Source organism: Natronospira elongata, assembly GCF_034931365.1.
Lineage (GTDB): Bacteria > Pseudomonadota > Gammaproteobacteria > Natronospirales > Natronospiraceae > Natronospira > Natronospira elongata.
In genome coordinates, this window is sequence record NZ_JAYGII010000032.1 from 1 (window position 1) to 21,947 (window position 21,947).

19 protein-coding genes are annotated in these 21,947 nt (G+C 60.3%); 11 read left to right on the forward strand and 8 right to left on the reverse strand.

Features of this window, described 5'->3' with window-relative positions; all coding sequences use genetic code 11:
- Nucleotides 1-626: hypothetical protein (locus VCB98_RS11345; RefSeq protein WP_346052636.1), on the forward strand; the 626-nt coding region annotated here is incomplete at its 5' end.
- 72 nt (nucleotides 627-698) lie between these two features.
- Here VCB98_RS11345 and VCB98_RS11350 read toward each other — a convergent pair.
- The gene (locus VCB98_RS11350; protein ID WP_346052638.1) at nucleotides 699-1,298 is read right to left on the reverse strand and encodes a hypothetical protein; all 600 of its coding nucleotides are present in this window, start codon (nucleotides 1,296-1,298) and stop codon (nucleotides 699-701) included.
- Nucleotides 1,299-1,454: 156 nt separating this feature from the next.
- Between VCB98_RS11350 and VCB98_RS11355 the strand changes: the two genes are divergently transcribed.
- The 4 genes from VCB98_RS11355 to VCB98_RS11370 all read left to right on the forward strand — a co-directional run bounded on the left by VCB98_RS11355 (nucleotide 1,455) and on the right by VCB98_RS11370 (nucleotide 6,525).
- Nucleotides 1,455-2,663, forward strand: a complete 1,209-nt coding sequence (locus VCB98_RS11355; RefSeq protein ID WP_346052639.1) for an efflux RND transporter periplasmic adaptor subunit — start codon at nucleotides 1,455-1,457, stop codon at nucleotides 2,661-2,663.
- Nucleotides 2,660-3,901 carry an ABC transporter permease gene (locus VCB98_RS11360; RefSeq protein ID WP_445354000.1) on the forward strand — a complete coding sequence of 414 codons (1,242 nt, stop codon included), beginning with the start codon at nucleotides 2,660-2,662 and terminating at the stop codon, nucleotides 3,899-3,901. Before VCB98_RS11355 ends, VCB98_RS11360 begins: the two co-directional genes overlap by 4 nt.
- Before the next feature lie 10 nt (nucleotides 3,902-3,911).
- On the forward strand, nucleotides 3,912-4,637 hold the full coding sequence (locus tag VCB98_RS11365; RefSeq protein ID WP_346052641.1) for an ABC transporter ATP-binding protein: 726 nt from the start codon (nucleotides 3,912-3,914) through the stop codon (nucleotides 4,635-4,637).
- Between the two features lie 406 nt (nucleotides 4,638-5,043).
- On the forward strand, nucleotides 5,044-6,525 hold the full coding sequence (locus tag VCB98_RS11370; protein WP_406672066.1) for a S10 family peptidase: 1,482 nt from the start codon (nucleotides 5,044-5,046) through the stop codon (nucleotides 6,523-6,525).
- 64 nt (nucleotides 6,526-6,589) lie between these two features.
- Here the strand turns inward: VCB98_RS11370 and VCB98_RS11375 are convergent, their stop codons facing one another.
- The gene (locus VCB98_RS11375) at nucleotides 6,590-7,642 is read right to left on the reverse strand and encodes an alpha/beta hydrolase (RefSeq protein ID WP_346052643.1); all 1,053 of its coding nucleotides are present in this window, start codon (nucleotides 7,640-7,642) and stop codon (nucleotides 6,590-6,592) included.
- Nucleotides 7,643-7,737: 95 nt separating this feature from the next.
- On the opposite strand from VCB98_RS11375, the gene VCB98_RS11380 reads away from it, so the two are divergent.
- From VCB98_RS11380 to VCB98_RS11390, 3 genes are read left to right on the forward strand one after another with little or no spacing between them, the layout of a single operon-like run.
- Nucleotides 7,738-8,205, forward strand: a complete 468-nt coding sequence (locus VCB98_RS11380; protein WP_346052645.1) for a hypothetical protein — start codon at nucleotides 7,738-7,740, stop codon at nucleotides 8,203-8,205.
- A 29-nt stretch (nucleotides 8,206-8,234) separates the two neighbouring features.
- Nucleotides 8,235-8,471: a hypothetical protein gene (locus VCB98_RS11385; protein WP_346052646.1), complete on the forward strand. Its 237-nt coding sequence runs from the start codon at nucleotides 8,235-8,237 to the stop codon at nucleotides 8,469-8,471.
- 33 nt (nucleotides 8,472-8,504) lie between these two features.
- Nucleotides 8,505-8,816, forward strand: a complete 312-nt coding sequence (locus VCB98_RS11390; RefSeq protein ID WP_346052664.1) for a DUF3817 domain-containing protein — start codon at nucleotides 8,505-8,507, stop codon at nucleotides 8,814-8,816.
- 16 nt (nucleotides 8,817-8,832) lie between these two features.
- On the opposite strand, the gene VCB98_RS11395 is transcribed toward VCB98_RS11390, so the two are convergent.
- Nucleotides 8,833-9,225 (reverse strand): hypothetical protein, encoded by a 393-nt coding sequence (locus VCB98_RS11395; RefSeq protein ID WP_346052647.1) that lies wholly within the window; start codon nucleotides 9,223-9,225, stop codon nucleotides 8,833-8,835.
- Between the two features lie 123 nt (nucleotides 9,226-9,348).
- Nucleotides 9,349-10,299, reverse strand: coding sequence for a LysR family transcriptional regulator (locus VCB98_RS11400; RefSeq protein WP_346052649.1), 951 nt, complete (start codon nucleotides 10,297-10,299; stop codon nucleotides 9,349-9,351).
- Nucleotides 10,300-10,414: 115 nt separating this feature from the next.
- Here VCB98_RS11400 and VCB98_RS11405 point away from each other — a divergent pair, with 115 nt between their 5' ends.
- Nucleotides 10,415-11,917 (forward strand): NADP-dependent isocitrate dehydrogenase, encoded by a 1,503-nt coding sequence (locus VCB98_RS11405; protein WP_346052651.1) that lies wholly within the window; start codon nucleotides 10,415-10,417, stop codon nucleotides 11,915-11,917.
- A 237-nt stretch (nucleotides 11,918-12,154) separates the two neighbouring features.
- Nucleotides 12,155-12,403, forward strand: coding sequence for a hypothetical protein (locus tag VCB98_RS11410; protein WP_346052653.1), 249 nt, complete (start codon nucleotides 12,155-12,157; stop codon nucleotides 12,401-12,403).
- Between the two features lie 129 nt (nucleotides 12,404-12,532).
- Here VCB98_RS11410 and VCB98_RS11415 read toward each other — a convergent pair whose 3' ends face one another.
- Together VCB98_RS11415 and bfr are read right to left on the reverse strand one after the other, a co-directional pair.
- Nucleotides 12,533-14,971: a DUF305 domain-containing protein gene (locus tag VCB98_RS11415; RefSeq protein ID WP_346052655.1), complete on the reverse strand. Its 2,439-nt coding sequence runs from the start codon at nucleotides 14,969-14,971 to the stop codon at nucleotides 12,533-12,535.
- A gap of 125 nt (nucleotides 14,972-15,096) precedes the next feature.
- Nucleotides 15,097-15,570, reverse strand: a complete 474-nt coding sequence (bfr, locus tag VCB98_RS11420) for a bacterioferritin (RefSeq protein WP_346052657.1) — start codon at nucleotides 15,568-15,570, stop codon at nucleotides 15,097-15,099.
- A gap of 272 nt (nucleotides 15,571-15,842) precedes the next feature.
- On the opposite strand from bfr, the gene VCB98_RS11425 reads away from it, so the two are divergent.
- Complete coding sequence (locus tag VCB98_RS11425) at nucleotides 15,843-17,993, forward strand: carbohydrate binding family 9 domain-containing protein (protein ID WP_346052658.1); 2,151 nt, start codon at nucleotides 15,843-15,845, stop codon at nucleotides 17,991-17,993.
- A gap of 88 nt (nucleotides 17,994-18,081) precedes the next feature.
- Here the strand turns inward: VCB98_RS11425 and VCB98_RS11430 are convergent, their stop codons facing one another.
- Together VCB98_RS11430 and VCB98_RS11435 are read right to left on the reverse strand one after the other, a co-directional pair.
- The gene (locus tag VCB98_RS11430; protein ID WP_346052660.1) at nucleotides 18,082-20,328 is read right to left on the reverse strand and encodes a 7TM diverse intracellular signaling domain-containing protein; all 2,247 of its coding nucleotides are present in this window, start codon (nucleotides 20,326-20,328) and stop codon (nucleotides 18,082-18,084) included.
- 196 nt (nucleotides 20,329-20,524) lie between these two features.
- Nucleotides 20,525-21,799, reverse strand: coding sequence for a cyclic di-GMP phosphodiesterase (locus VCB98_RS11435; protein ID WP_346052662.1), 1,275 nt, complete (start codon nucleotides 21,797-21,799; stop codon nucleotides 20,525-20,527).
- Nucleotides 21,800-21,947: the final 148 nt, after the last annotated feature.

Consider the following 21,947-nt stretch of genomic DNA (forward strand, 5'->3'; position numbering starts at 1 on the left):
TGGTTGCCAATGCCGATCAACATGCCCCGCCGCCCCTGGATTATGACGACATCGGGCATAGGGATTATCTTTCCGTTCACGAGGACACCCGCAAGGATTTCGAACGATGGACCCGTGACCAGGCCCGAGGCGCCATTGCCGAGTTCAGTAACGGCATTGTTGCCTTCTTCTCAAGATTCTTCCTGAGACGGGGCACGGTGGCCGGTTTCCTGTCAGAGCAATATGGTCAGGCGACGCGTTGCTCCATTGCGCTCCTCATCGACGATGTGCCCAGGAATATCGTTATCGGTCAGGAAGCCGAGACGAGAAGGCGTTGGTCGCGGATTATCTATTTTGATGTTTACCAGAGCCGAGGTTTTCCGGCGCGTTACGGTTTCCACGGCAACGGAATCGAAGCCCATGATGGCAGCCATCGGATAGAGGTTTTCCATCGACGGCCTGGCCGTGGCGCCAATCGAGGGCTTGGCCAATCCAGCTTCATCATTATCGATGGCCCGGCAAAAGCCTGGCTGGAGAAAGCCAAGACGCTCCAGGCCCCAATGATCCGCAAGCCCTGGCCCGGCACTCAGGATCTCCATCTGAGCCTGGATGATCTGATCGATGCCAAGCCAAGTGACAGCGATTGATTGAAGCCAGAGTGAATCGCATCCTGAGTTGCTCACCGCCAATGAGGCGACTTGCCGGAATCAGCGGCTGGCTTACTCCTCTGAAGCCTTCCGGCTAAGCCGTGAAATGGCATGCACATTGTCGTCGATGGGCGAGACGATAACGTGGGGGTGCCCTTCGACGGCATAGAACAGGAAGCTGTTGTTGATCCCCAGCTTCATGATCTCGGCGCTGTTTCCGTCCGCAAATACCACTCGATGATCCGGGTCAAAGTCACTACTGCTGAGTGTCTGCTGGGTGGCCAGGCCGCCACCTACGCCGAAGCCCAGGAAGGCACAGAATAGCAAGAGGGCGGTCAGGAGCATCCATTGGTCCAGGGGGTGCCAGGTATTTGTGCCGGATTTCAGCACTTCCGGCTTGTGTTGGGCGTAGTACCGGCGAATGTATTTCAGGTAAAACCATAGCAGAAGGGGTAGCAGGACTGTGGTCAACAGGAAGGCTATGTGGTCCGTAATCAGTACGACGGGACTCAGCAGTACATCCAGCAAATCGGAATAGGCCATGATGTTAATGCCGAGAAAGGCATAGTGGATGGACTGACTGGCAATGCCGAGTAGCAACAAATAGAGATACCCCAACGGTAGCAGCTCTCGCAGGCGGAATTGCGGCTCGGCATGCTGGTTTATGGCCATGATAGGGGAATCCTCTGTATACCCTTTCCTCGCAAGCTAGACGTCGTGGACAGTATATTCAAGTTTGGCTCAGGGGTATGGGCTTGGGCCGGTTTTCCCCTTAAGATGCGAGAAGACTTTTCAGCAGCAAGCCCCGAGCAGCGTGGAGTAAACGCAATGCCAAGGAAATTCCCGTGGCTGACCTGGCCGCGCCTGATTGTGGCCGTCGTGGCTGTCCTGATTCTGGTCCCCATGGCGAGTGATCGGCTGCTGGGCCCCCGGATTTCGGTATTGACCGTGGACAGCGGCACCCTCCGGCAGAATGTGGTCACCACGGGGCGGGTATTGACTCGTCACCGGGTGCAGCTGGGGAGCGAGATTGTCGGCAAGGTACGTCGGGTGAACACCGATGAGGGCGAATGGGTTGAGGCCGACGAGCCGCTGGTGGAGCTGGATGGTGCCACCCAGCGTGCTTCCCTGGCCCGGGCCGAGACCGGCCTGGCGCGGGCCAAGGCCCGGCGGGCGGGTCTGTTGAGTTTCGAGCGCCCGGATGCGGAAGCCGCAGTGGGAGAAGCCCGCGCCAATCTCGCCCAGGCCGAGCGGGAAGCCGAACGGCGGCAACGGTTGCTGGAGCGCGAGTTGATCAGTGCCGAGGAGCTGGACCGTAGTCGGCTGGAGATTCAGCGGGCCGAGGCGGCGCTGACCCGGGCCCGGCTGCGTCGCCAGTCGCTGCAGGAGGATGGCAGCGAGTGGTTGCTGGCCGAACAGGAAGTGGCCGATGCCCAGTACGCGGTGGCGCTGGCGGCCGCGGAATTGGAGAAGACGCGCATTGCCAGTCAGGTCGAGGGGATGGTGCTGCGTCGTCAGGTGGAGCCGGGCGATACCGTGCAGCCCGGCACTACCCTGCTGCTGATCGCGCCGGATGGGCCGCTCATCATTGAGGCGCCGGTGGATGAGATCAGCCTTGAGGGGCTGAGCACTGGCCAGCGGGCCATGTTCGAGGCCGATGCCTACCCCGGTCGGCCCTTCGAAGGGGAACTGGTATTCGTCGGTCCTCAGGTGGACCCGGAGCGGGGCAATGTGAACCTGCGCTTTGAGGTGGCAGAGCCCCCGGCCTTTCTGCGCCAGGACATGACGGTGTCCGTGGATATTCAGGTGGGTGAGCGCGACGGCGTGCTGGCCCTGCCCAATCAGGCCTTGGATGATGTGGCCGGTGACCGCGCTCGGGTCTGGCGTGTGGTGGATAACCAGGTAGAGGCAGTCGAGGTGACCCTGGGTCTGCGCGGGCTGGACAAGAGTGAAGTCCTTGAAGGCCTCGAGGAAGGCGATAGGATCCTGCCGGCGAATGCCGATGTCGAGGCCGGCCAGCGGGTGCGGGCCCGGTGAAGCTGATGGATTTACGACTCTGGTATGAAAGCCGTCTGGCGGTGGAGTTTCTGCGCGAGGGCCGTGCTCAGAGTTTGCTGATCATTCTCGGGGTGGGTCTGGGGGTGGCGGTGATCGTTTTCGTGCTCGCCCTGATCTCCGGGCTGCAGGACAATCTGATTGAACGCACTCTCGGCACCCAGGCCCATGTTTCACTGCAGGCCCCGGAAGAGGCCGTCCGCGTATTGCGGGATCCGGCTGAGGTGGATATCGCCGCTCAGGCGGTCAATGAGCGTGCCCAGCGCCTGCGCTCGGTCCAGAACTGGCAGGCCCTGGTCGCGGCTCTGGAAGACGAATCCCGAGTCACCGCCGTCTCGCCGGTGGTGAGCGGGCCTGCCTTTGCTCGCCGGGGGCAGGCATTCGAATCCGTGGCCTTGCTGGGCATCGATCCGGCACGCTACGCCCAGATCGTACCGGTGCAGGAAGACATGGTCGCCGGTGAGTTTCGGCCCACGGCTAATGAAGTGGTCATCGGCAATGTGCTGGCCGACAAGCTGGGCGTGGAAGTGGGGGACCGAATACGGCTGGAAGGGACCGATGCCCGGGCCGGCAACTTTCAGATCGCGGGCATTTTCAGTCTCGGTGTGCGGGATCTGGATGAGCGTTTTGTCTATCTGCCCATTCGTCCGGTCCAGACCCTGCTCAACCTGCCCGGCGGTGTGACCAGTGTCGATGTCACCATTGATGAGATCTTTCAGGCCGAGTCCTTCGCCGAGGATCTCCGCCTACGCTTTCGGGTCAACGCGGAGAGCTGGATGGAGACCAATGAGCAGTTGCTCAATGCCCTGAGGTCCCAGAGCCAATCCACCAATCTGATCCAGGTATTCGTGGGTATTTCCGTGGCCTTTGGGATTGCCAGTGTGCTGGCGGTTTCCGTGGTTCAGCGTCGACGAGAGATCGGCATTCTGCGAGCCACGGGCTCCACCGCCAATCAGGTCATGACGGTGTTCCTGATCCAGGGCGGGATTGTTGGCCTGCTGGGCTCCTTTCTGGGTTCCCTGGGTGGTCTGGGCATGGTCAGCTTGTTCACCGCCCTGGGCGCCCGGCCCGACCGTGAGGCCCTGTTCGATGTGACCGCAGGCGCCGGCCTGGTGATGGGCGCCATGTTGCTGGCCACGGTTACGGGTATTCTGGCGGCCTACTTCCCGGCCCGCCGTGCCGCGAAGATGGACCCGGTAGCGGCGATTCGAGATGAATAAGGAGCTAGGGATGACAGCGCCTGCTGCCGACAGCCCGGTCCTGCGGCTGAAGAATGTGAAAAAGCGCTACAACATCGGCCTGCCCAGCGAGCAGGAAGTGCTCCATGGCATTGATCTCAGCGTGGGCCCCGGAGAATTCCTGGCCATGGTGGGACCCTCCGGCTCCGGCAAGAGTACCTTGCTCAACATACTGGGTCTCCTCGATCAGCCCAGTGACGGCGAGGTATTCATTGCCGGGCGCTCCACTCGGGGGCTGTCGGACGGTGAACTATCCCGATTGCGCGGTGAGCGCCTGGGTTTCGTGTTTCAGTTTCATCATCTGCTCACCGCCTTTACGGCCCTGGACAATATCCAGATGCCTTGTTGGGCCGCCATGGGGCGACGCGACCCGGATATCGAGGCCCATGCCCAGGCGTTGCTGGCGTCGGTGGGCCTGGACGATTACGGCGAGCGCAAACCCAAGGCCCTCTCTGGCGGACAACAACAAAGAGTGGCCATCTGCCGGGCATTGATCAATCGCCCGCCCCTGGTGCTGGCCGACGAGCCGACCGGGAATCTGGACACCGAGAGCTCCGAGCAGGTATTTGACTTGCTACGCCGCTTCAATCGGGAATTCGGCTGCGCTTTCATCATCGTCACCCATGATCTTGAGCTTGCCGAGAAATGCGACCGGGTCATCGAACTGGTGGACGGTAGAATCCTTGATGACAGATCCGGGATAGGCGTCCCTTCCTAGCGCCCCCTTGCACCATGCACTTGGGCTTGGGCACCTCAGTTATCTCGGCCTCCAGGCGGTCTCATGGCACCTTGGTCACCTTTGATACCCTTACGACCCTGACAGAATTTTTGGAGCCTGTACGAATCTTTATCCCGAGTCTCTAGCTGGCCTATGGCTAGGGCAATGTTCCTGTGCTCACCCCGGTAGCGCACTTTTTCTCGGTGGTGCAAGCATGATGGCGATAGTTGTTTTCTGCTAACTTGTCTGTTGCCCCACCTTGTGAGTCGGAAGCCAATTGCCTCGTCCAAGGGGAACTCTTGCGGGTAGCCTCGGTCTCGGATTGGAGTATCTGGCCGTCAGATTATTCTTGCTTGATCTCTCTGGAGGGAAGCTAATGCAAGGAATTCAAAAGCTTATTGTTGGGATGTTGCTCGGCTCGCTGGCAGTCACCGCAATGGCCAGCGAACGCAGCATTCCGATCGATGATGCGGTGGTGACCGAGCACGCTACCCGAATTCAGGGTGAGCGGGTCCGATATTCCGCGACCACCGGCACCCAGCCGGTCTGGGACGACGATGGCAAATCCATCGCTACCTTGTTCTACACCTATTACCAGCGTACCGATGTTCGCGACCGGGACCAGCGCCCATTGGTGATTTCCTTCAATGGTGGGCCGGGCTCGGCCTCGGTCTGGATGCATGTTGCCTATACCGGGCCCCGAGTGCTGGAGATCGATGACGAAGGCTATCCAGTGCAGCCCTACGGGGTCAAAGACAACCCCTACTCGGTCCTGGACGTTGCCGACATCGTGTTCGTCAATCCGGTCAATACCGGGTATTCGCGGGTAGTGCCGGACGAGGATGGTGAAAAGATCAGCCAGGAGGAGCAGCAGGAGCGCTTTTTCGGTGTCGAGCAGGATATTGAATATCTTGCCGAGTGGATCAATACCTTCGTCACTCGCAATGAGCGATGGAATTCGCCCAAGTTCCTGATTGGCGAGAGTTATGGCACCACGCGGGTTGCCGGTCTGGCTCTGGAGCTGCAGAACAGCCAGTGGATGTATCTCAACGGTGTCATTCTGGTCTCGCCGACCGACATGGGCATTGACCGGGAAGGGCCGGTGAAGGCAGCTAATCGCCTGCCTTACTTCGCCGCCACGGCGTGGTACCACGATGCACTGGACGATGAGCTCCAGGACCTGGATCTCTACGAGCTCTTGCCCAAGGTGGAGGAATTCACCCTGGAAGAGTACCTGCCCGCATTGGCCCGAGGGGCATTTCTGAATGAGGAAGAACGCCAGCAGATCGGCGAACAAGTAGCTCGCTATTCCGGGCTGTCGCTGGACAGCGTGCTCGGCAGCAACCTGGATATTGACCTGGCCTTCTTCTGGAAGGACTTGCTGCGGGATCGCGGTCGCACCGTTGGCCGGCTCGACTCCCGCTATCTGGGCATCGACCGCAAGGATGTGGGTGAACGGCCCGATTACTGGGCCGAGCTGACCGCCTGGCTGCATGCCTTTACCCCGGCGATCAATCACTATATTCGCAGCGAGCTGGAGTACGAGACGGACATCAAATACAACATGTTCGGGCCGGTGCACCCCTGGGACCGCCAGAACAATCAGACCGGGGAAAACCTGCGCCAGGCCATGGCCCAGAATCCCTATCTCAATGTGCTCTTCCAGGCCGGCTATTATGACGGTGCCACCAACTACTTTGATGCCAAGTACAGCATGTGGCAGTTGGATCCCAGTGGGAAGATGCGGGACCGCTTGAGCTTCAAGGGCTATCGTAGTGGTCACATGATGTATCTGCGGTATGAGGATCTGCGCCTGTCCAATGAGGACTTGCGGGATTTCATCCTGGATGCCATCCCGGCGGAGGGGCAGCCTGCCCGCTACGACTGAGGAGCTCGCAGCATCCTGTCGAATCAGCTCAGGCGGCGGCATGATTCATGCCGCCGCCTCGACTTTATCCTTTGGGCACCCGGCAGTCCGGCCCGGATTGCTCAGACCACTCCAGGAAAGGCAGGACCCAGTCATCCAGCCAGTCCAGGCGCACATGGCTGGCGATATGACCACCGGTGTCGGGCAGAATCAGGAGCTGCCCGCAGTCCAGCACCTCAGCCAACTCACGGCTGTGTGACACCGAGACATGTTGATCATCCTCGCCGTGGATGAGCAGTGCGGGGGTATTCAGGCCCCTGATCGCTTCTGCCGTGTCCGCCAGTTCCAGACTCAGTCCGGCATCGATCATGGCCCTTTCGAAACCTCGAAGCAGATTCCTCTGGCCCACCAGGCGACTGCGCCAGGGGGCAATCTCTCTGGCCACTTCCACCACCGCACCGCCCGGGTCATTGAAGGGGGCAATGGCCACGACCGCGCTGACGCGGGGGTCGTCGGCGGCGCGCAGGGCGGTACTCGCACCCAGGGATGCGCCCATGAGATACAGCGGCTTGCTGATCGCTTCCCCGGTTTCCAGGTGGTCGATGAGCCGCTCCACGTCGCCCGCCTCCAGCACGCCGAAGCCGACCTGACTCCCACCCGACTGGCCATGGCCGCGCAGATCCGGAATCAACGTCTCGAAGCCCGCTGCACTGAGCTGAGATGCCCAGGGGACCATGACTTCATGGGATTGGCGCCAGGAATGGAGCAGAATCACGGTGCCCCGGTGTGTTTCCGCTTGCGGGTTCGTGTTGACCCGGAAATTGATCCGGAATCGGCCGTTGTCGCCGTCGGTGCTGAGATCGTAATCGGCGTCCAGCCCGCCGGCACGGAAGCGGACCGCCCAGTGTTCACTGCCGTCCCCGGCTGTCCATTCCACGCTCTCGCCACCCAGCTGGGAAGTGGCCTGGTAGCCGAGATTGAACATGCCTGAATCGGGCCCCGGGGCTTCGCCAATCTCCCGCGCTGCAATGCCGGCGCAGCCACTGAGCAGAGCCGCCAGAATGGACAGGCAGATCAAGGACAGGCCGGGGCCCCGCAGGGCATGCCAACCGGAAGCCTCCGGCGCGTGGATGGTCATCGGCGGTTTTCCTTTATTGTGCGTGGAACCGCTTTTGATCATAGCCGAGCCGATCTGGGGCAACAATTCCAACTGAAAGCGTGTAGTGTGATGTCGTGGTGACGGTGCTCGGGCCTTTGATAGAATTCTTGGCGTTTCTGGCTCAAAGGAAAGGGCTGCTTGTGCTGGTAAAGCTTTTACTGGATCTGCTGCTGTGGCTGGGTTTGATTGTTGTTGCCTTTTGGAGTGCGCCGGCGCTGTATCATAGCTTTGAGCGGTTGCCTATCTACACCGTGCCTTCGTTGATCATTATGGCCAGTGCGACAATGGGTGGCGCCATTGCCGTGATGGTCATCAATGAGGCCTGGATACCGGTCCTGACGCCCTTGCTGGGGTGGGAATACGAATCCGGCTACCGTGAGGCCCATTTCATGCTGGCCGCATCGCTATGCGCGACTATTGTTGATGCGGTGGCCAATCGGCTCAAGGCTCAGGGTGTGGAGAAGCAGGCGCCCGACTACGAAGCGCCCTGGCTGCAGGCCGAGCGTGAACGAATGGGCTGGAAAGACAAGCGTGAAGACTAGCCAGAGACGTATTTGACGGGAGACTGCACTTGCTGGGACGTGCTTCCAAGGCCCTGATTCGCCGGGTGTGGCGCTGTGATCGCTGTGGCCTGCAAACACCCAAGAAGAAATCCCAATGTCAGCACTGCCACGGCCTGGATGAGGCCGGGCTGGCGGCGCTCAAGCAGCGCTACGAAGAGAAGCACATCACCAATGCAAGAATCGGTCGGGTGTTTCTGATATTGAGTGTGCTCATGATTGCCCTGATGATCATTGCCTTCTGGTGATCATGCTCGTTTGCTTGAAAGGAGTAAGCAGTGATTCGTTTCTTTCGCCTGGTTAGCATGATCGAGGGGCTGTCTTTGCTGACGCTCCTGTTCGTGGCCATGCCTTTAAGGACCTACGCGGACATGCCGCTCGCCGTCACCTATGCCGGCTGGATTCATGGCATCTTGTATCTCTTCTATGGTGCCGTGGCATTGGTGGTGAGCCACCGCCAATCGTGGTCCATCCTCCAATGGCTGCTGCTCCTGTTCCTGGGCGCCGTGCCATTCGCCTTCACCTGGGTGGATTGGCGCCTGCGTCGCGCACTGCCACCCCTGGGTGCTGCTCCCAGGACTGAGCCTTCATAGGCGGCCCAGCCCAGGCTCAGGCGGCCAGCTCAGTGATCTGCATGGTCAGCGTGCCACTGTTCTGCTCCCGTTCCATGGGGCGGGCTCGCCAGCGCAGGCGCAGACGGCTGATGTCCTGGTTCCGGGATTTTTCCTTGCCAAAGCGGGTGACGATGTTCATCACCGCCGGCAGCTTGCTGGGTGTCTGTTGGCCAATGCTGTTGATGCGAGTGGTGATCCGGCCGGTGGCCCATTGCCAGATTCGGTTGGCCTCGTCGCTTTCGATGGAAACCACCTTCCACTGATTGTGGATCAGGGCGCGCAGCTGAAAGCGCGGGCCGTTCTTGCTCAATTCCAGGTAACGGCTGTTGTCGGCCAGGAATCGGCCGATCAGGCTATGCAGGTCTTCCGGGCAGTCAATCGTGGTCATGGTTTTTCTCCTCCCGCTAATCGGCTGTCTCTGTTTATCAGCCTAATGAATCGCGGCGGGGCAACCATTGCTGCAAAGCGCTATCCGCTGTAGGAAAGGACGGACAGACCGTGTCCGCCTGGATTACTCCTCGGCCGGCCAGGGCTGGCCGTCGGCGGCAAGGCGTGCGATCAATTGCTGGTCGAGGGCTGGCATCTCCGCCAGCAGGTGGTCCCGAAAGGCCTCCGCGGCAGGGGTCAGGCGGCGGCCTGGTTTCTGAACCAGGTGCCAGTAAACGGGGGCAGGGAAGTAGGGCACATCAAGCATCACCAGTTCCCCGGCCGCCAACTCCAGGCGCACGGCGTGCAGTGAGATGACCGCCAGGCCGTGACCACCCCGAACCGCCTGCTTGATGGCCTCGTTACTGCCCAGCTGTAGTTCCGGCTTGAGCTCGGCGCCGAAGCGGCGCAGCCACTCCTCGGTCCACAGACGGGTACCAGAGCCTGGCTCCCGCACCACGAAGCCGGTACCGGCGATGAGATCAAAGCTGATGGTGGGGGCCTGGGTCCAGGGGTGATCGGGAGCGGCGATCATCACCAGGGGGTTGATGCCCACCTGCTCGCAGGAGAGTTGGCGGTCGGCCGGCGGACGGGTCATCAGGTACCAGTCATCCAGGCCCTCGTTGAGGCGTTCGATCAGGGCCGAGCGGGGCAGGATGCGGAGGCTGGCCTCGATCCCCGGGTGCTGACGTCGGAATTCCCCCAGTACCCGCGGCATGAAGTACTCCCCGGTGGAGACCGCGGCAATCTTCAGGCGCCCGCGCCGGATGCCCTTGCGGGCCGCCAGTTGCTGCTCCAGGCGGCGCAGGGGAGCGTGGACTTCCCGGGCGGCCTCCAGCATGTCGTGGCCGGCCTCGGTCAGGCGGAGGCGGCGGCCCACCACCTCGTAGAGGGGCAGGCCGGCGGCCTCGCTCAGTTGCCGGAGCTGGATCGACAGGGTCGGGGGCGTCAGGTGCAACTGCTTGGCCGCCCGCGTGATGGAGCCGGTCTCGGCCACGGTCCGGAAAATACGCAGCTGGTGCAGGGTGAGATTCATGGACAAAGCTTAGATAAAAATCTAATTATTGATCAAGAAAAATTAACTTTATTCTATTTGTTGCGAGAATTACACTGCGCGCGCGCCCGAGAACCGACTGAGTATGGAGAGCATCATGTCCAGCGTAGCCCCCAAGACAGACGAATTCGGCGCCGCCCGGCCGGCGGCCCAAGCCACCACGGTTGCCCTTGCCGAGGGCGATGGTATTGGCCCGGAGATCACCCAGGCAGTGGTCAAGGTACTGGAGGCCGCCGGCGCGGCGGTGAAATTTGATCCGGTCACCGTGGGCGAGGCCTGCTACCTGGATGGGGTGAGTTCCGGAATTCCCGAATCCGCCTGGGAAACCATCCGCCAGCATCGCGTGTTGCTCAAGGGGCCCATTACCACCCCTCAGGGCGGTGGCTACAAGAGCCTGAACGTCACCCTCCGCAAGTCACTGGGCCTGTTCGCCAATGTTCGTCCCTGCCGCGCCTGGGATCCGGTTCTGCCCACTCGCCACCCGGATATGGATCTGATCATCGTGCGCGAGAACGAGGAAGACACCTATGCCGGCATTGAACACCGCCAGACCACCGAGGTGACCCAGTGCCTGAAGCTGATCTCGCGCCCGGCCTGTGAACGGATTGCCCGCTACGCCTTCGAACTGGCCCGTGCCCAGGGTCGCAAGAAGGTGACCTGCATGAGCAAGGACAACATCATGAAGATCACCGATGGGCTCTTCCATCGGGTCTTCAAAGAGGTGGCGGCCGAGTACCCGGACATCGAGGCCGAGCACTGCATCATCGACATTGGCACGGCGCTGCTGGCCGATCAGCCGGGCCGCTTCGATGTGATTCTCGCCCCCAACCTCTATGGCGATGTGCTCTCCGATGTGGCCGCACAGATCACCGGTTCCGTGGGCCTGGGCGGTTCTGCCAACATCGGCGAAGGCTGCGCCATGTTCGAGGCTGTCCACGGCTCCGCGCCGGACATCGCCGGCAAGGACATGGCCAACCCCTCGGGCATGCTGCTGGCTGCCTGCGAGATGCTGCGCTACCTGGGTGATGCCCAGACTGCCGCCCAGATTCAGGACGCCTGGATGGTGACCCTGGAAGAAGGCGTGCACACCGGTGACCTCTACAAGGAAGGCAAGAGTCGGGAGAAGGTCGGCACCCAGGCCTTCGCCGAGCGCATCTGTGAAAACCTCGGCCGCAAGCCCGAGGCCATCGCCGCACCGCCCGCTGCCGAACTGCCCGCCTTTGACGGCGCCTGGAAGGCGGTGACCGACAAGCCGGAAAAGGCCCTGGTGGGGGTGGATGTGTTCCTGGATTACGATGAAAACGACCGCGACCCCAAGGCCCTGGGCGACCGTCTGGCTTCATTGACCGAGGGCTGTCCCTTCGATCTGCGCCTGGTAACCAACCGTGGCGTGAAGGTCTGGCCCGAAGGTCTGCCGGAGACCTGCTGCACCGACCACTGGCGCTGCCGCTTCCGCGCCCCCGACGGTCAGCAGGCCGCCAATGCAGACGTCATCGAACTCCTTAACCGCATCAACCAGGCCGGCCTGGACTTCATCAAGACCGAGCAGCTCTACACCTTCGACGGCGAACTCGGCTTCAGCCTCGGCCAGGGCGAATAAGTCGCCCAATAGGTAAGTGTTAATCGCCGTGCATTGCCCCAGTCCGAGGCAATGCACGGCTTTTTTTTGACTGCAAGTTCAAGTCCCTTTCTGAGCATTTGACGATATTGGCCATGAGAAGCAACTGCCGATGACGATCATTGGAAAGGTTGTGGCTACCTAGTAAGCAGAAGCTTGACAAGCCAAATGGCAGGATTAAACTCCCGCGCTTCATGCTATTCAAAAGGGGGATAGCTGATGAAGAATCTTTGTCGTTCTGTTTTGTTCGCCAGCGTCATGCTGGTGGGGGCCGCTCTGGAGGCTGGATCCCTGGAAGTCAATGCTGTTCAACGGGGTGGATGGTTTGGTCTCGAGTATCGGGTGATGGGTCCCATGACACTGAGTGCCCAGGCAGGTATGGTTTACAGCCGTCGTGACTTCGATGGTGAGACAGATTCGGGATTCATCGCCGGTGATAGCAGCTTGCAAATCAATTTCTATTGGTGAGTAATCCGGGAAGCCATATTAAGCCCTTCGATTCTGATCGGTGCCGTCAAAAAAGAGCCGCCCGAAGCACTGGCTTCGGGCGGCTCTTTATTTATGGTGAGCTCTTACTGACTCGTGGCTGCTTTATACCTATCTCCGGACTCTACCTGCCAGGCCGGACAGGGTGTCTGCCAATCCCTCCAATCGACGAGCAGTCAGATCCTCCGCATCACGGCCGCTGCGGGAGAGGACACGTGCTTCTCGGCGAAGCTCGCGAGACAGGCTGCGGTCCCTCTCCCCATTGTCCAGGAGGGTCCCCGCTCGATTGATAGAGGCACGCAGGGTTTCAATCTGTTCGCTTTCCAGGCTCTGGTCCCGTTCGAGTTGATCCAGATAAGCCAGTGCGACCACCGGTTTGGCGGGCCATTCGATCTGGTGTTGGGTCTGGGGATTGAATACCCGGTCGCCGGCGAGCTTTGCCGCGGCAATCTCGTTTTCGCTCAGCACCTCGCCTGCGGTCAGGGCAAACACATCCATGCCGCGCGCCAGTTCGGTGGCATAGATACGACCCTGGTGCCAATAGGCTGACCAGAAGCCCCCCGCCACAAGTGCCTCCTCATCGATGGGTCCACGGGCAAAAAAGGCAATTTCCTCTGCATTGGATGGATCGGTGAAGTCCTTGATGGAGATCCCGCCCTGATACCAGGCCTGAACGAAGATGTCCCGGCCCGGTACCGGGATGATGGAGCCGTTGTGGGCGACGCAGTTTTCCTGCTCGGTCTGTGGCGCCGGCATCTTGTAGTAGCTCCGGAATTCCAGCTTGCCGTCAACGATTTCATAGATGGCGTTGGCGCCCCACTCCAAGGGATCGGAGGCTCGGCAGCGGGGGCGGGTCCCGCCGCCCCACTCGTCGGTAAAGATCACCTTGTCGCCCTCGTTGCTGAAGGTCGACGAGTGCCAGTAGGCAAAGCTCGGGTCGGTGACCTCGTCAATCCGTTCCGGATTGAGTGGGTCGGAGATATCAAACAGGATGCCGTTGCCGGAACAGGCGCCGGCGGCAAGATTCAATTCGGGGAAGACCGTGATGTCATGACAGTGGTCGGTGGCCCGGGTGCGCTGGGTCCCGTCTCCATGGTCACCACCGGCCCAGAGGCCATCAGGGTCACCGGTCTCCTCGTCGGCAAAGACGAAGGGACTGTTGACGATCCGTGCATCCTCCGGGCTGTCCACCGGGACTTCGATGATATCGATCCGATACAGGGCCGTCTTGCCATCCTCTTCCGGCGGCTGATCGGAGCAGCCGGCCAGCTCTTCGTCATCGCGCACGAAGCTGGTGGCGGAGTTGTAAATGATGATGCGGCCCTCGTCGGGGCCGGGGACAATGGTGTGGGTATGTGAGCCCCGGCAGGTCTGAACGGCAGCCACCTGTTGAGGTTGGCGGATATCACTGATGTCAAAAACCCGAATACCTCTGAATCGTTCCTCGCTTACCGAGTCCGCGACGCCCTGAAGGCCGCAGTCCAGCCGGGCGCGGGGTTGCTCCACCGACATGAACAAGAGGTCGCCGGCAACAGAGACGTCGCCCTGCCCGCCGGGGCAGACTACGGAAGTGATCAATTCCGGTTTGCCCTCGTTAGCGGTGTCATAGATATTGAAGCCGTGGAAACTGCCGGCAATCACTTTATCTCCGGCGAAGGCGATGTCGGAATTGACAAAGCTCAACAAAGGCTGGCGCCGTTCCAGACGTTCATCCAGTTCATCGACTTCTTCGCCGGCTTTCTCTCTCAGGCGACTCAGTGGGAGCCCGGCGGGGTTGCCCGGGACATGAAAGCCTGGCGGGCGAGGCACTGTGGCCAGCAACTCCATATTCCAGGCCGCCTGCTCGGCATCGTGGAAGCCCGCGGCCAATCCCACTCGCGGATCCGGATCCAACTCCGCGAGGAGCTGGGTCATACGCGTGATTTCCGCATCCTGATCATTGACGACGTCTATGGTGAACTGCAGCAGTTCGGGGTCCTGGGCGGTCCCGGACTGGGACAGCAGATCGTTGACCATCTCCAGAGCGCCCTCGTGGTGGGTGATCATCAGCTCCAGGAAAAGTCTGTCGAAGTCATTGCCCCGGGATCCTTCCAGTTTGGCCATTTCTTCCGGCGATGCCATGCCCGCCATGTCGTGATGGTGATCATGGTGCTCATCCATGTCATGGTGGTCCCTGCGTGACGGCCAGGATTCTTCCCGTTCGGCCAGCCAGGACTGCATGAACTCGATTTCATCGCTTTGTGAAGCCAGGATACGGCTTGCCAGGTCCTTGATCCCGTCGCGCTGGCTGCGTTCCGGAGCCAGTTCCGACATCTCCACCGCTTGCCAATGATGCGAAATCATGTCCTGCATGAAGCGGATATCGGCTTCCGAATACTGAATGCCAGCGAGCCTTGAGGCTTCCTCGGCACTGATGGTCCGGCTGGCCTCTCCCGGTGCGCCGGGCTGGATGATAGGGCCCTCAGCATGGGCACTGACCGCCAGCAGGCTTGAGACCAGCAAGGCAAGGGGCAGGAACGGAGTTGAGAGCGAAGGGCCTGAGCGTGACATACAGGTTCCTTGGGCTGAAGTCAGACACTAGCGCCCACGGCCGGGGCGCGGCAATGACGAAATGACGATAAATGAATGAGACCTTATCCGGCCCGGGGGGTTCCCGGGTCGGGAGGCGGGACGGGCTACTCCGAACTTGCCTGAGACTGGCAATAGTTTTCCAGGCCCATCTTTTCGATCAGATCCAGCTCGGTCCCCAGGAAATCGTAATGTTTTTCTTCATCGGCAATGAGATGGGTGAACAAGTCCCGGGTGGTGTAATCCTGGACCTTCTCACAATAGGCAGCGGCTTCCCGGTAGAGCTTGATCGCAGCTTCCTCGGCCTTCAAGTCATTACCAAGAATGCCTTTCACGTCCCGCCCGATCATGAGATCGTCGAGTTGTTGCATCTCAGGGTGCCCTTCCAGAAAGAGGATGCGCTTGATCAGGGTTTCAGCGTGATGCATCTCATCCTTGGCATGGGCAAAACCAATGCGATAAAGCCGTTCCAGGCCCCAGTCCTCGAGCAGATGGGCATGGAGAACATACTGGTTGATGGCCGTGAGCTCACTGCGAAGGGCACGGTTGAGAAATTCCAGCACGCCATCATCACCTTTCATATCAGCCTCCTCCGGGGCAGGGTGTTTGCATCTCCACTGATGCTACTCCCTTTGGCCTCTCACCGCCAAGATGCCTCGTCGGCCCGGTCCGTCAGCGGGAGGGAACCCCGAGCACTTGCCTCGGTCACAGACGGGGGGTAAGGTCCCCGCCCCCCGACTCCCATTTCATCGTTGCAGGAGGCCACGTGTCCTCTCAGGCTGCCGCTTTGCCCGCCCTTGCCAGGCCCGCTAGGGCATTTTTTCTCCCGATCCTGGGATTTCTGGCCACCCTCGTGAGCCAGCCGGTCTTCGCTGAGCGGCCGCAGGTCCCTCACACCGATGAAACCATCACCGTGGACGGGCATCTGGATGAGTCTGTCTGGGACCGGGCCCTGGTGATGGAACTGCCCTATGAAACCCGGCCCGGCGAGAACATATCGGCGCCCGTACGCACCGAGGCCCTGCTGATTTACAGTGACACCCACCTGTATGTGGGCTTCAGGGCCTATGATCCGGCACCGGAGCGCATTCGTGCCTACTATCGCGCTCGAGACGATATTTTCGGCAATGACCTGGTTTCACTGACACTGGACCCCTATGACGGGCAACGGCGGGGCTATCAATTTTTTGTCAATCCGCTCGGTGTTCAGTCCGACCTTTTTATCAACGAGCTGGCTGGCACCGAAGACAGTAGCTTTGAGTTTATCTGGGAATCCGCTGGACGTTTGACCGATTACGGCTATGAGGTGGAGATTGCCATCCCCTTCAGTAGCCTGCGTTTCCCCGCCAGTGAGGACATCATGACCTGGGGTCTGGACCTGGTCCGTTTCTATCCGCGCGACTACAGCCGTCGTTTTGCCCTAAGTCCATTGGAACGAGGGCAGGACTGTTACCTGTGTCAGGTGCAACGGGTTGACGGTTTTGCCGGCGTCAAAGCGGGCCGAAGTCTGGAGTTTACCCCCGAGGTCTCCCTTGGGCAGCGGGAGTTTCCACGTGCCGATGGCGAAGGCAGGGAGACGGAACGGGACAGCAATCTGGGTGCAACGGTGCAATGGGCCCTGACCCCCAGTCTTACCCTGACCGGCACCGTCAACCCGGATTTCTCGCAAGTGGCGGCAGACCCTCTGGAGCTGGACATCAATCAGCCCTTCGGGGTACAGCGCCAGGAGCGCCGACCATTCTTTCAGGAATCCGCGGACCTGTTTCAGACACCCATGGAGTCGGTCCAGACCCGCAACCTGGTGGAGCCGTCTGACGGCATCAAGCTGGCCGGGCAACTGGGCGCCCAGGCCGTGGGTTTCTTTCATGTTCGGGACCGCCAACTGAACCTGATACGGCCGGGGCCGGAGTCGGCGGAATTCCTGAGGAAAGACCTGCCCAGCGAATCCACCGCCCTGCGCTTGCGGCGGGATGTGATGGAAAACGCAGGTCTCGGCATGTTGCTGACTCATCGTTCCGCGGAGGATTACGAGAACTCTGTGCTGAGTGTAGATGGCCTGCTGCGGCCGAGTCGTTATGACACCGTGCGCTATCAGTGGTCCCGCAGCGAGACCCGGGATCGATTGGAGCCCCAGTCGGCCTCTCCTCGAGAAGAGGGCGATGCCCGCTTTGTTCGCTATCAGCATGAGCGCAGGAACTGGTACCTGGGTGGCAGCCATGATCACCGCGAGCCAGGATTCCGCGCTGACCTGGGCTTCATGCCTCAGAGTGGCTTCGAACAGAACACCGCCTGGGCGGGCAGCCGTTGGTATGGCAGCGGTGACGCCTTGCTGGACGAGGCGGATTTTCGTTTGGAGCATCGGCGCAGCGATACCAGCGCTGACGGGCAGCCGTTGCTGCGCCAGGACGAAGCCCAGCTTTCATTGCGAGGTCGCTGGCAATCCCGTCTCACCCTGTCAGCGTGGCAATACGAACAGTGGCATGCCGGTGAACGGTTCGATGGCAGCCGCCGATTCGGGCGCGTCCAGGTCGAGCCGGTCCGGGGACTGCAGCTGTCTGCCGAGGCGGAAAGCGGCGACCAGATCGATTTTGTTGGCTTGCGCAGTGGCGAGTCCACTCGCTTCGCGCCCTCTCTCACCGCAGACATCGGTCGCCATCTGGAGGTGGACCTTCGCTACCAGCGAGAGTCTCTGGATCTGTCAGCGGGCCGCCTGTTTACCGCGACCACCAAGGAGCTGCGTGCCGCCTGGTTTCTCGGCCTGCGCAGTCATGTTCGTCTGATTTCCCAGTTGGTTGATATCGAGCGTAATAGTGATCTGTACCCCGATGGACAGGGTCGTGATCAATACAGCTGGGCCAACCAGGCTACATTCACTTGGCGCCTGGACCCGAGAACCGAGTTCATCGCCGGCTACTCTGACCTGCGAGGGGGCGAAAGCCGCAATGAAATGGAGCTTGAGGGCAGGCGGCTGTTTATAAAGATGAGCTACGCCTGGCAGATCTAGGGAAGCTCTGATCAATTTCGATCAGAGCTTCCCTGAGGCCGGTTTAAGAACGTGCAGTAGATGCCACTGGAGTCGTTTTCCCCATCGCTCAGGCCTTGTCTGAATTTCGCATGGCCGTGACGGCTTCCTCGGAGACCGCTTCCGGGTTGCCCCCCTCGGAACTGGCCGCACCGATCTGCAGTTCAAGCTTTTGCTCCATCATATGTCCATCCTGGCTGGACAGGCTGACCGTCTTGCCGGCAATTTCTCGCCGAATCTTGTCCGCCAGGGCCTGGACATCCTCTGTCTTGCTTCCCGGGCAGACAACGGCCAGTTGATCTCCTCGCCAATGGCCGGCTTCATCACCGGGGCGGCAAGCCTCCTTGAGGCGTTTTGCCGCGGCACTGAGCATCTGCTCGGCGGCTTGAGGGCCATGCTGCTCACGTACCGCGTCCAATTCTGGAAGGCGGAGGCAAACAAAGCCAAAGTCCAGTACATCATATTGTTTGCGGTGCTCGATTTCCCGATGAAGGATCTTTTCCAGATAGCTGCGCTTGTAGAGGCCGGTACTGATCTCGGTGTCGGCCCTGGCTTCAAGTCGGCGTTGCAACAGTACGGCTTCCATGGAAGCCCCCAGGTGGTCGGCAAACAGGACGCCTGCTTCCCGTTCGTCTGACTGAAAGCCCGCACCTTTCCGAACCAGAATGAACATGCCTTCCAGCTGCCGCAGCCGATTGGTCATGGTGATCAGCAGGCCCTGATAGCCATTGCCCAGCTCAGGCATCTTCACTGGCAACTCACTGTCGATGCGCTTTCCACGCAGGAGTGTGAGGATACGTTTCTGAACGGCGGGTGGAATATCATGGAAATGCAGTTGAGTAATTGCGGTGGGCGCCTTGGGCACACGAGCGATAACCGCTAGGCCGGTGTCGGGGAGGGCCCGTGCCAGCAATGGCAAGGTCTGCCCAAGCAGGCTCTCGGGGTTGCGAATCCCGGGAGCCATCTGGTTAACCTCCACCAGGGTCTCGAACAACAAGGTCCGATGCTCCAGCCGTTGATTGCTCTTGGACAATTCGCCCAGTGCGTTATCCAGCTCCGCAGTCCTTTCCTTGACCCGCCTTTCCAGGTTGACCTTGGCTTCCCGTTCCACCCGGGCTTTTTCCCATTCCGTCACCCGCATGCGATGGGCCAGGGCAAAGGACAGCATCAACATTTGAATGACCGCACCAATCTGAACACCAAACTCGGTCACGAAGACATTGGGCAGTACGCCGATGGCACGCAGGCCGTACACGGCCGTCCCCACCAGGAAGATCGTCCAGGCCAGGAGGAAATAGCGTGCCTGGAGAAAGCCCGACCGCAAGGATATGGTGGCGATGGCAACCAGTGCGAAAGTATTGATTACCGAGAGCAATGCCGTGACCTGCAGGCCGCCCCGTGGACTGATCAGGCTCCCCCAGAGAACCGCGACACCAAAGGCCGCTATCAGGCCCAGTACCACATAGTTGGAGCGGGGCATGCGCTTGGGTAGCTGCAGGAATGAACGGGAGAACTGTGCCGCGGCAGCAAACGCCAGGGCCACCACCACCGACGTGGATATCTCCGCCCACTGGGTCGCGTTCGGCCAGAGGTGCTGGAACGCCAGACCGTTGAGTATCAGTTGGGAAAGCAGGTACAGGCCCACATAGGAGACGTAATAGAGATAGTTGAGGTCACGCAGGCCGAAGTAGAGCAACAGGTTATACAGCAAGAGTGCCAGAATGATTCCGTAAAACAGCCCGAGCCAAAGATTGGCTTGCTGAGCGGATTCATTGAAGGCGGCTTCCGGCCAGACGACCAGCGGCGTCTGCAAGGAACTGTTGCTGCTGATCCGGTAGAGCAGTTCGACTTCTTCGCCGGCCTCCAGATTCAGCGGGATGGTAACGTTGCGATGTGCCATGGGCCATTGATCGAAGGGCACACGTTGACCGGCCTCCCAACGTTCCACACTGCCGTCTTCCCGGTGGGCTTCCACCGTGACGTTGCCCAGTAGAGGGTGTTGTATCTCCAGCAGCCAGAGCCCGGTCCTTTGCTCGGGGGCCTGGACCGTCAGGTAGAGCCAGATGGCGGCGTCCGAGTAGCCAAAATGAGGAGAGGCCTCCTCGGAAAGCGTGAAATGCCCTTCTCTGGCCCGCTGCAGCTGCGCTTCAAAGGTCGCGGTGGCCTCCGCTTCGACTTCGAATTGCAGTCGGTTCTCGGTCGTGGTGCCTTGCTCTGTGGAGAGCTGCAAGGGCTGTCCGGCGGCGACCGGAGCGGACAGGGCAGAGGCTGCCATCAGGAAGCAAAGGGCCAACCCAGATCGAAACGGCGTCCACATAGACTCCTCCCAGTGTCGGGATCGTTCCCCCCGGCCGGGAGTCCCTGGTATCGGCGGTCTTCGGCGCCGACGCCTTCAGCCCGGTCTTGATACTGCGTTCCTCACGGGCATTTGCCTCGTGACTGCCTATAACAATATGTCAAGAATGGCGGCTTTTCCACATGGATTGTCGTTATCGGGCGGTCATCGACCAAGCTCAGGAGGGCCGTTCAACCGCCTTTGCGTAGAGGCGGTCCACATAGATCTCCGTGGCGCGTGCCACGTCCACACCGAAGTCCTTTGGATTGACAACTCGCAGGATCTGCCATTGCTCGGGGTTGCGGTCGCTGCCAATCTTGTCCAGATCGAGCAATGGCTGAGTGCGGAATACCTGACCGTCACGGTGTTTCAGAAGCATGATCTCCGGTCGCAGCCGGGTACGGCGAGTGTGGCCCACTACCAGGGCGACAACACCATTGTTGAGCTGCACCACGGTGCCGATGGGATAGATGCCAATGCAGCTCATGAAGGCCTGGACCAGTGAGGGCGGAAAATGAGAATCCGCCAGCTGTCGAATGATGTTCATCGAGCCGTGAGGAGATGCCGGCGTCTTGTAGGGCCGTTCGGTGGTCATGGCATCGTAGATGTCCGCCAGGGCAACGATCATGGCTTCCTCCGGCACTTGCTTACCGGACAGCCCATCGGGGTAACCGCTGCCGTCTACCCTCTCATGGTGATAACGGATGATGTTGAGTACCGTCGAGGAGACTTCGTCACGCCTGGCGATCAGACGGCTACCCGATTCCGGATGCTCTCGCATTTCCCGTTCTTCTTCCGCGCTGAGTTTCTCCGGCTTGTCCAGCAATTCAGTGGGCAAGCGCATCAGGCCAATATCGTGCAGCAGCGCGCCAATGCCGACATCAATCAGTTTTTGGCCTGTATAGCCCAGGTGATGGGCGAAGGCGAGGGCAACCACCGCCACATTGGTGCAGTGGGTTGCAGAGTGCTCATGCCGACGCTTGAGATTGTTCAGCCACATGGAGGCGTTGAGGTTCAGCTGCACCGAGCGCAGCAGGCCTTCCACCACATGCCCGGCTGCACCCGTGTTAACGGACTGATCGGCACGAACCTGTTTGAGCACATTGTCGAGAAAGCCAATCGCCTGACGACGGTACTGATAGACCTGCGGGATGGCCTGCCGGAGTTCGGGCTCCCGGGGCAGCAGTTCCTCGCCGGTTTTCGAGCCGGTGGCCACCCGGGGCTCCGTCTTGCCGCTGGGTTTGGGTTTGTTGCGCTCGAATCTGGGTCCGTCATAACCCAGTTCCGGGTCGATATAGACGTATCGACAGTGTTGTCGAAGCTGCCCGAGCTCGTCTTCATTCTCGATGCGGAACCCCTGGAACAGGAAGGGCGAATTGGTCCAGGGACGATCAAGTTTCGCCACGTACATGCCAAGCTTCAGATCTTGCACGTCCACGGGTTTGGTGGGCATGTCACGGCCTCCTGCCGGTCGGGAATCGCCTGGGAAAAATAAACCAATGATGTGGTTATGTGAGGCGTCACAGGCAGGAAGTTAACACCAGCTTATTCGCAAGTCGAACCTTCCGTGGCAGTTCCCTGTGCTTGGAACCGAATTCCCA

Coding starts and splice junctions, on each gene's coding strand:
- VCB98_RS11350 (WP_346052638.1), bottom strand. CDS start 1,298: ATGGCCATAAACCAGCATGCCGAGCCGCAATTCCGCCTGCGAGAGCTG.
- VCB98_RS11355 (WP_346052639.1), top strand. CDS start 1,455: ATGCCAAGGAAATTCCCGTGGCTGACCTGGCCGCGCCTGATTGTGGCC.
- VCB98_RS11365 (WP_346052641.1), top strand. CDS start 3,912: ATGACAGCGCCTGCTGCCGACAGCCCGGTCCTGCGGCTGAAGAATGTG.
- VCB98_RS11370 (WP_406672066.1), top strand. CDS start 5,044: ATGTTGCTCGGCTCGCTGGCAGTCACCGCAATGGCCAGCGAACGCAGC.
- VCB98_RS11375 (WP_346052643.1), bottom strand. CDS start 7,642: ATGACCATCCACGCGCCGGAGGCTTCCGGTTGGCATGCCCTGCGGGGC.
- VCB98_RS11395 (WP_346052647.1), bottom strand. CDS start 9,225: ATGACCACGATTGACTGCCCGGAAGACCTGCATAGCCTGATCGGCCGA.
- VCB98_RS11400 (WP_346052649.1), bottom strand. CDS start 10,299: ATGAATCTCACCCTGCACCAGCTGCGTATTTTCCGGACCGTGGCCGAG.
- VCB98_RS11405 (WP_346052651.1), top strand. CDS start 10,415: ATGTCCAGCGTAGCCCCCAAGACAGACGAATTCGGCGCCGCCCGGCCG.
- VCB98_RS11410 (WP_346052653.1), top strand. CDS start 12,155: ATGAAGAATCTTTGTCGTTCTGTTTTGTTCGCCAGCGTCATGCTGGTG.
- VCB98_RS11415 (WP_346052655.1), bottom strand. CDS start 14,971: ATGTCACGCTCAGGCCCTTCGCTCTCAACTCCGTTCCTGCCCCTTGCC.
- bfr (WP_346052657.1), bottom strand. CDS start 15,570: ATGAAAGGTGATGATGGCGTGCTGGAATTTCTCAACCGTGCCCTTCGC.
- VCB98_RS11430 (WP_346052660.1), bottom strand. CDS start 20,328: ATGTGGACGCCGTTTCGATCTGGGTTGGCCCTTTGCTTCCTGATGGCA.
- VCB98_RS11435 (WP_346052662.1), bottom strand. CDS start 21,799: ATGCCCACCAAACCCGTGGACGTGCAAGATCTGAAGCTTGGCATGTAC.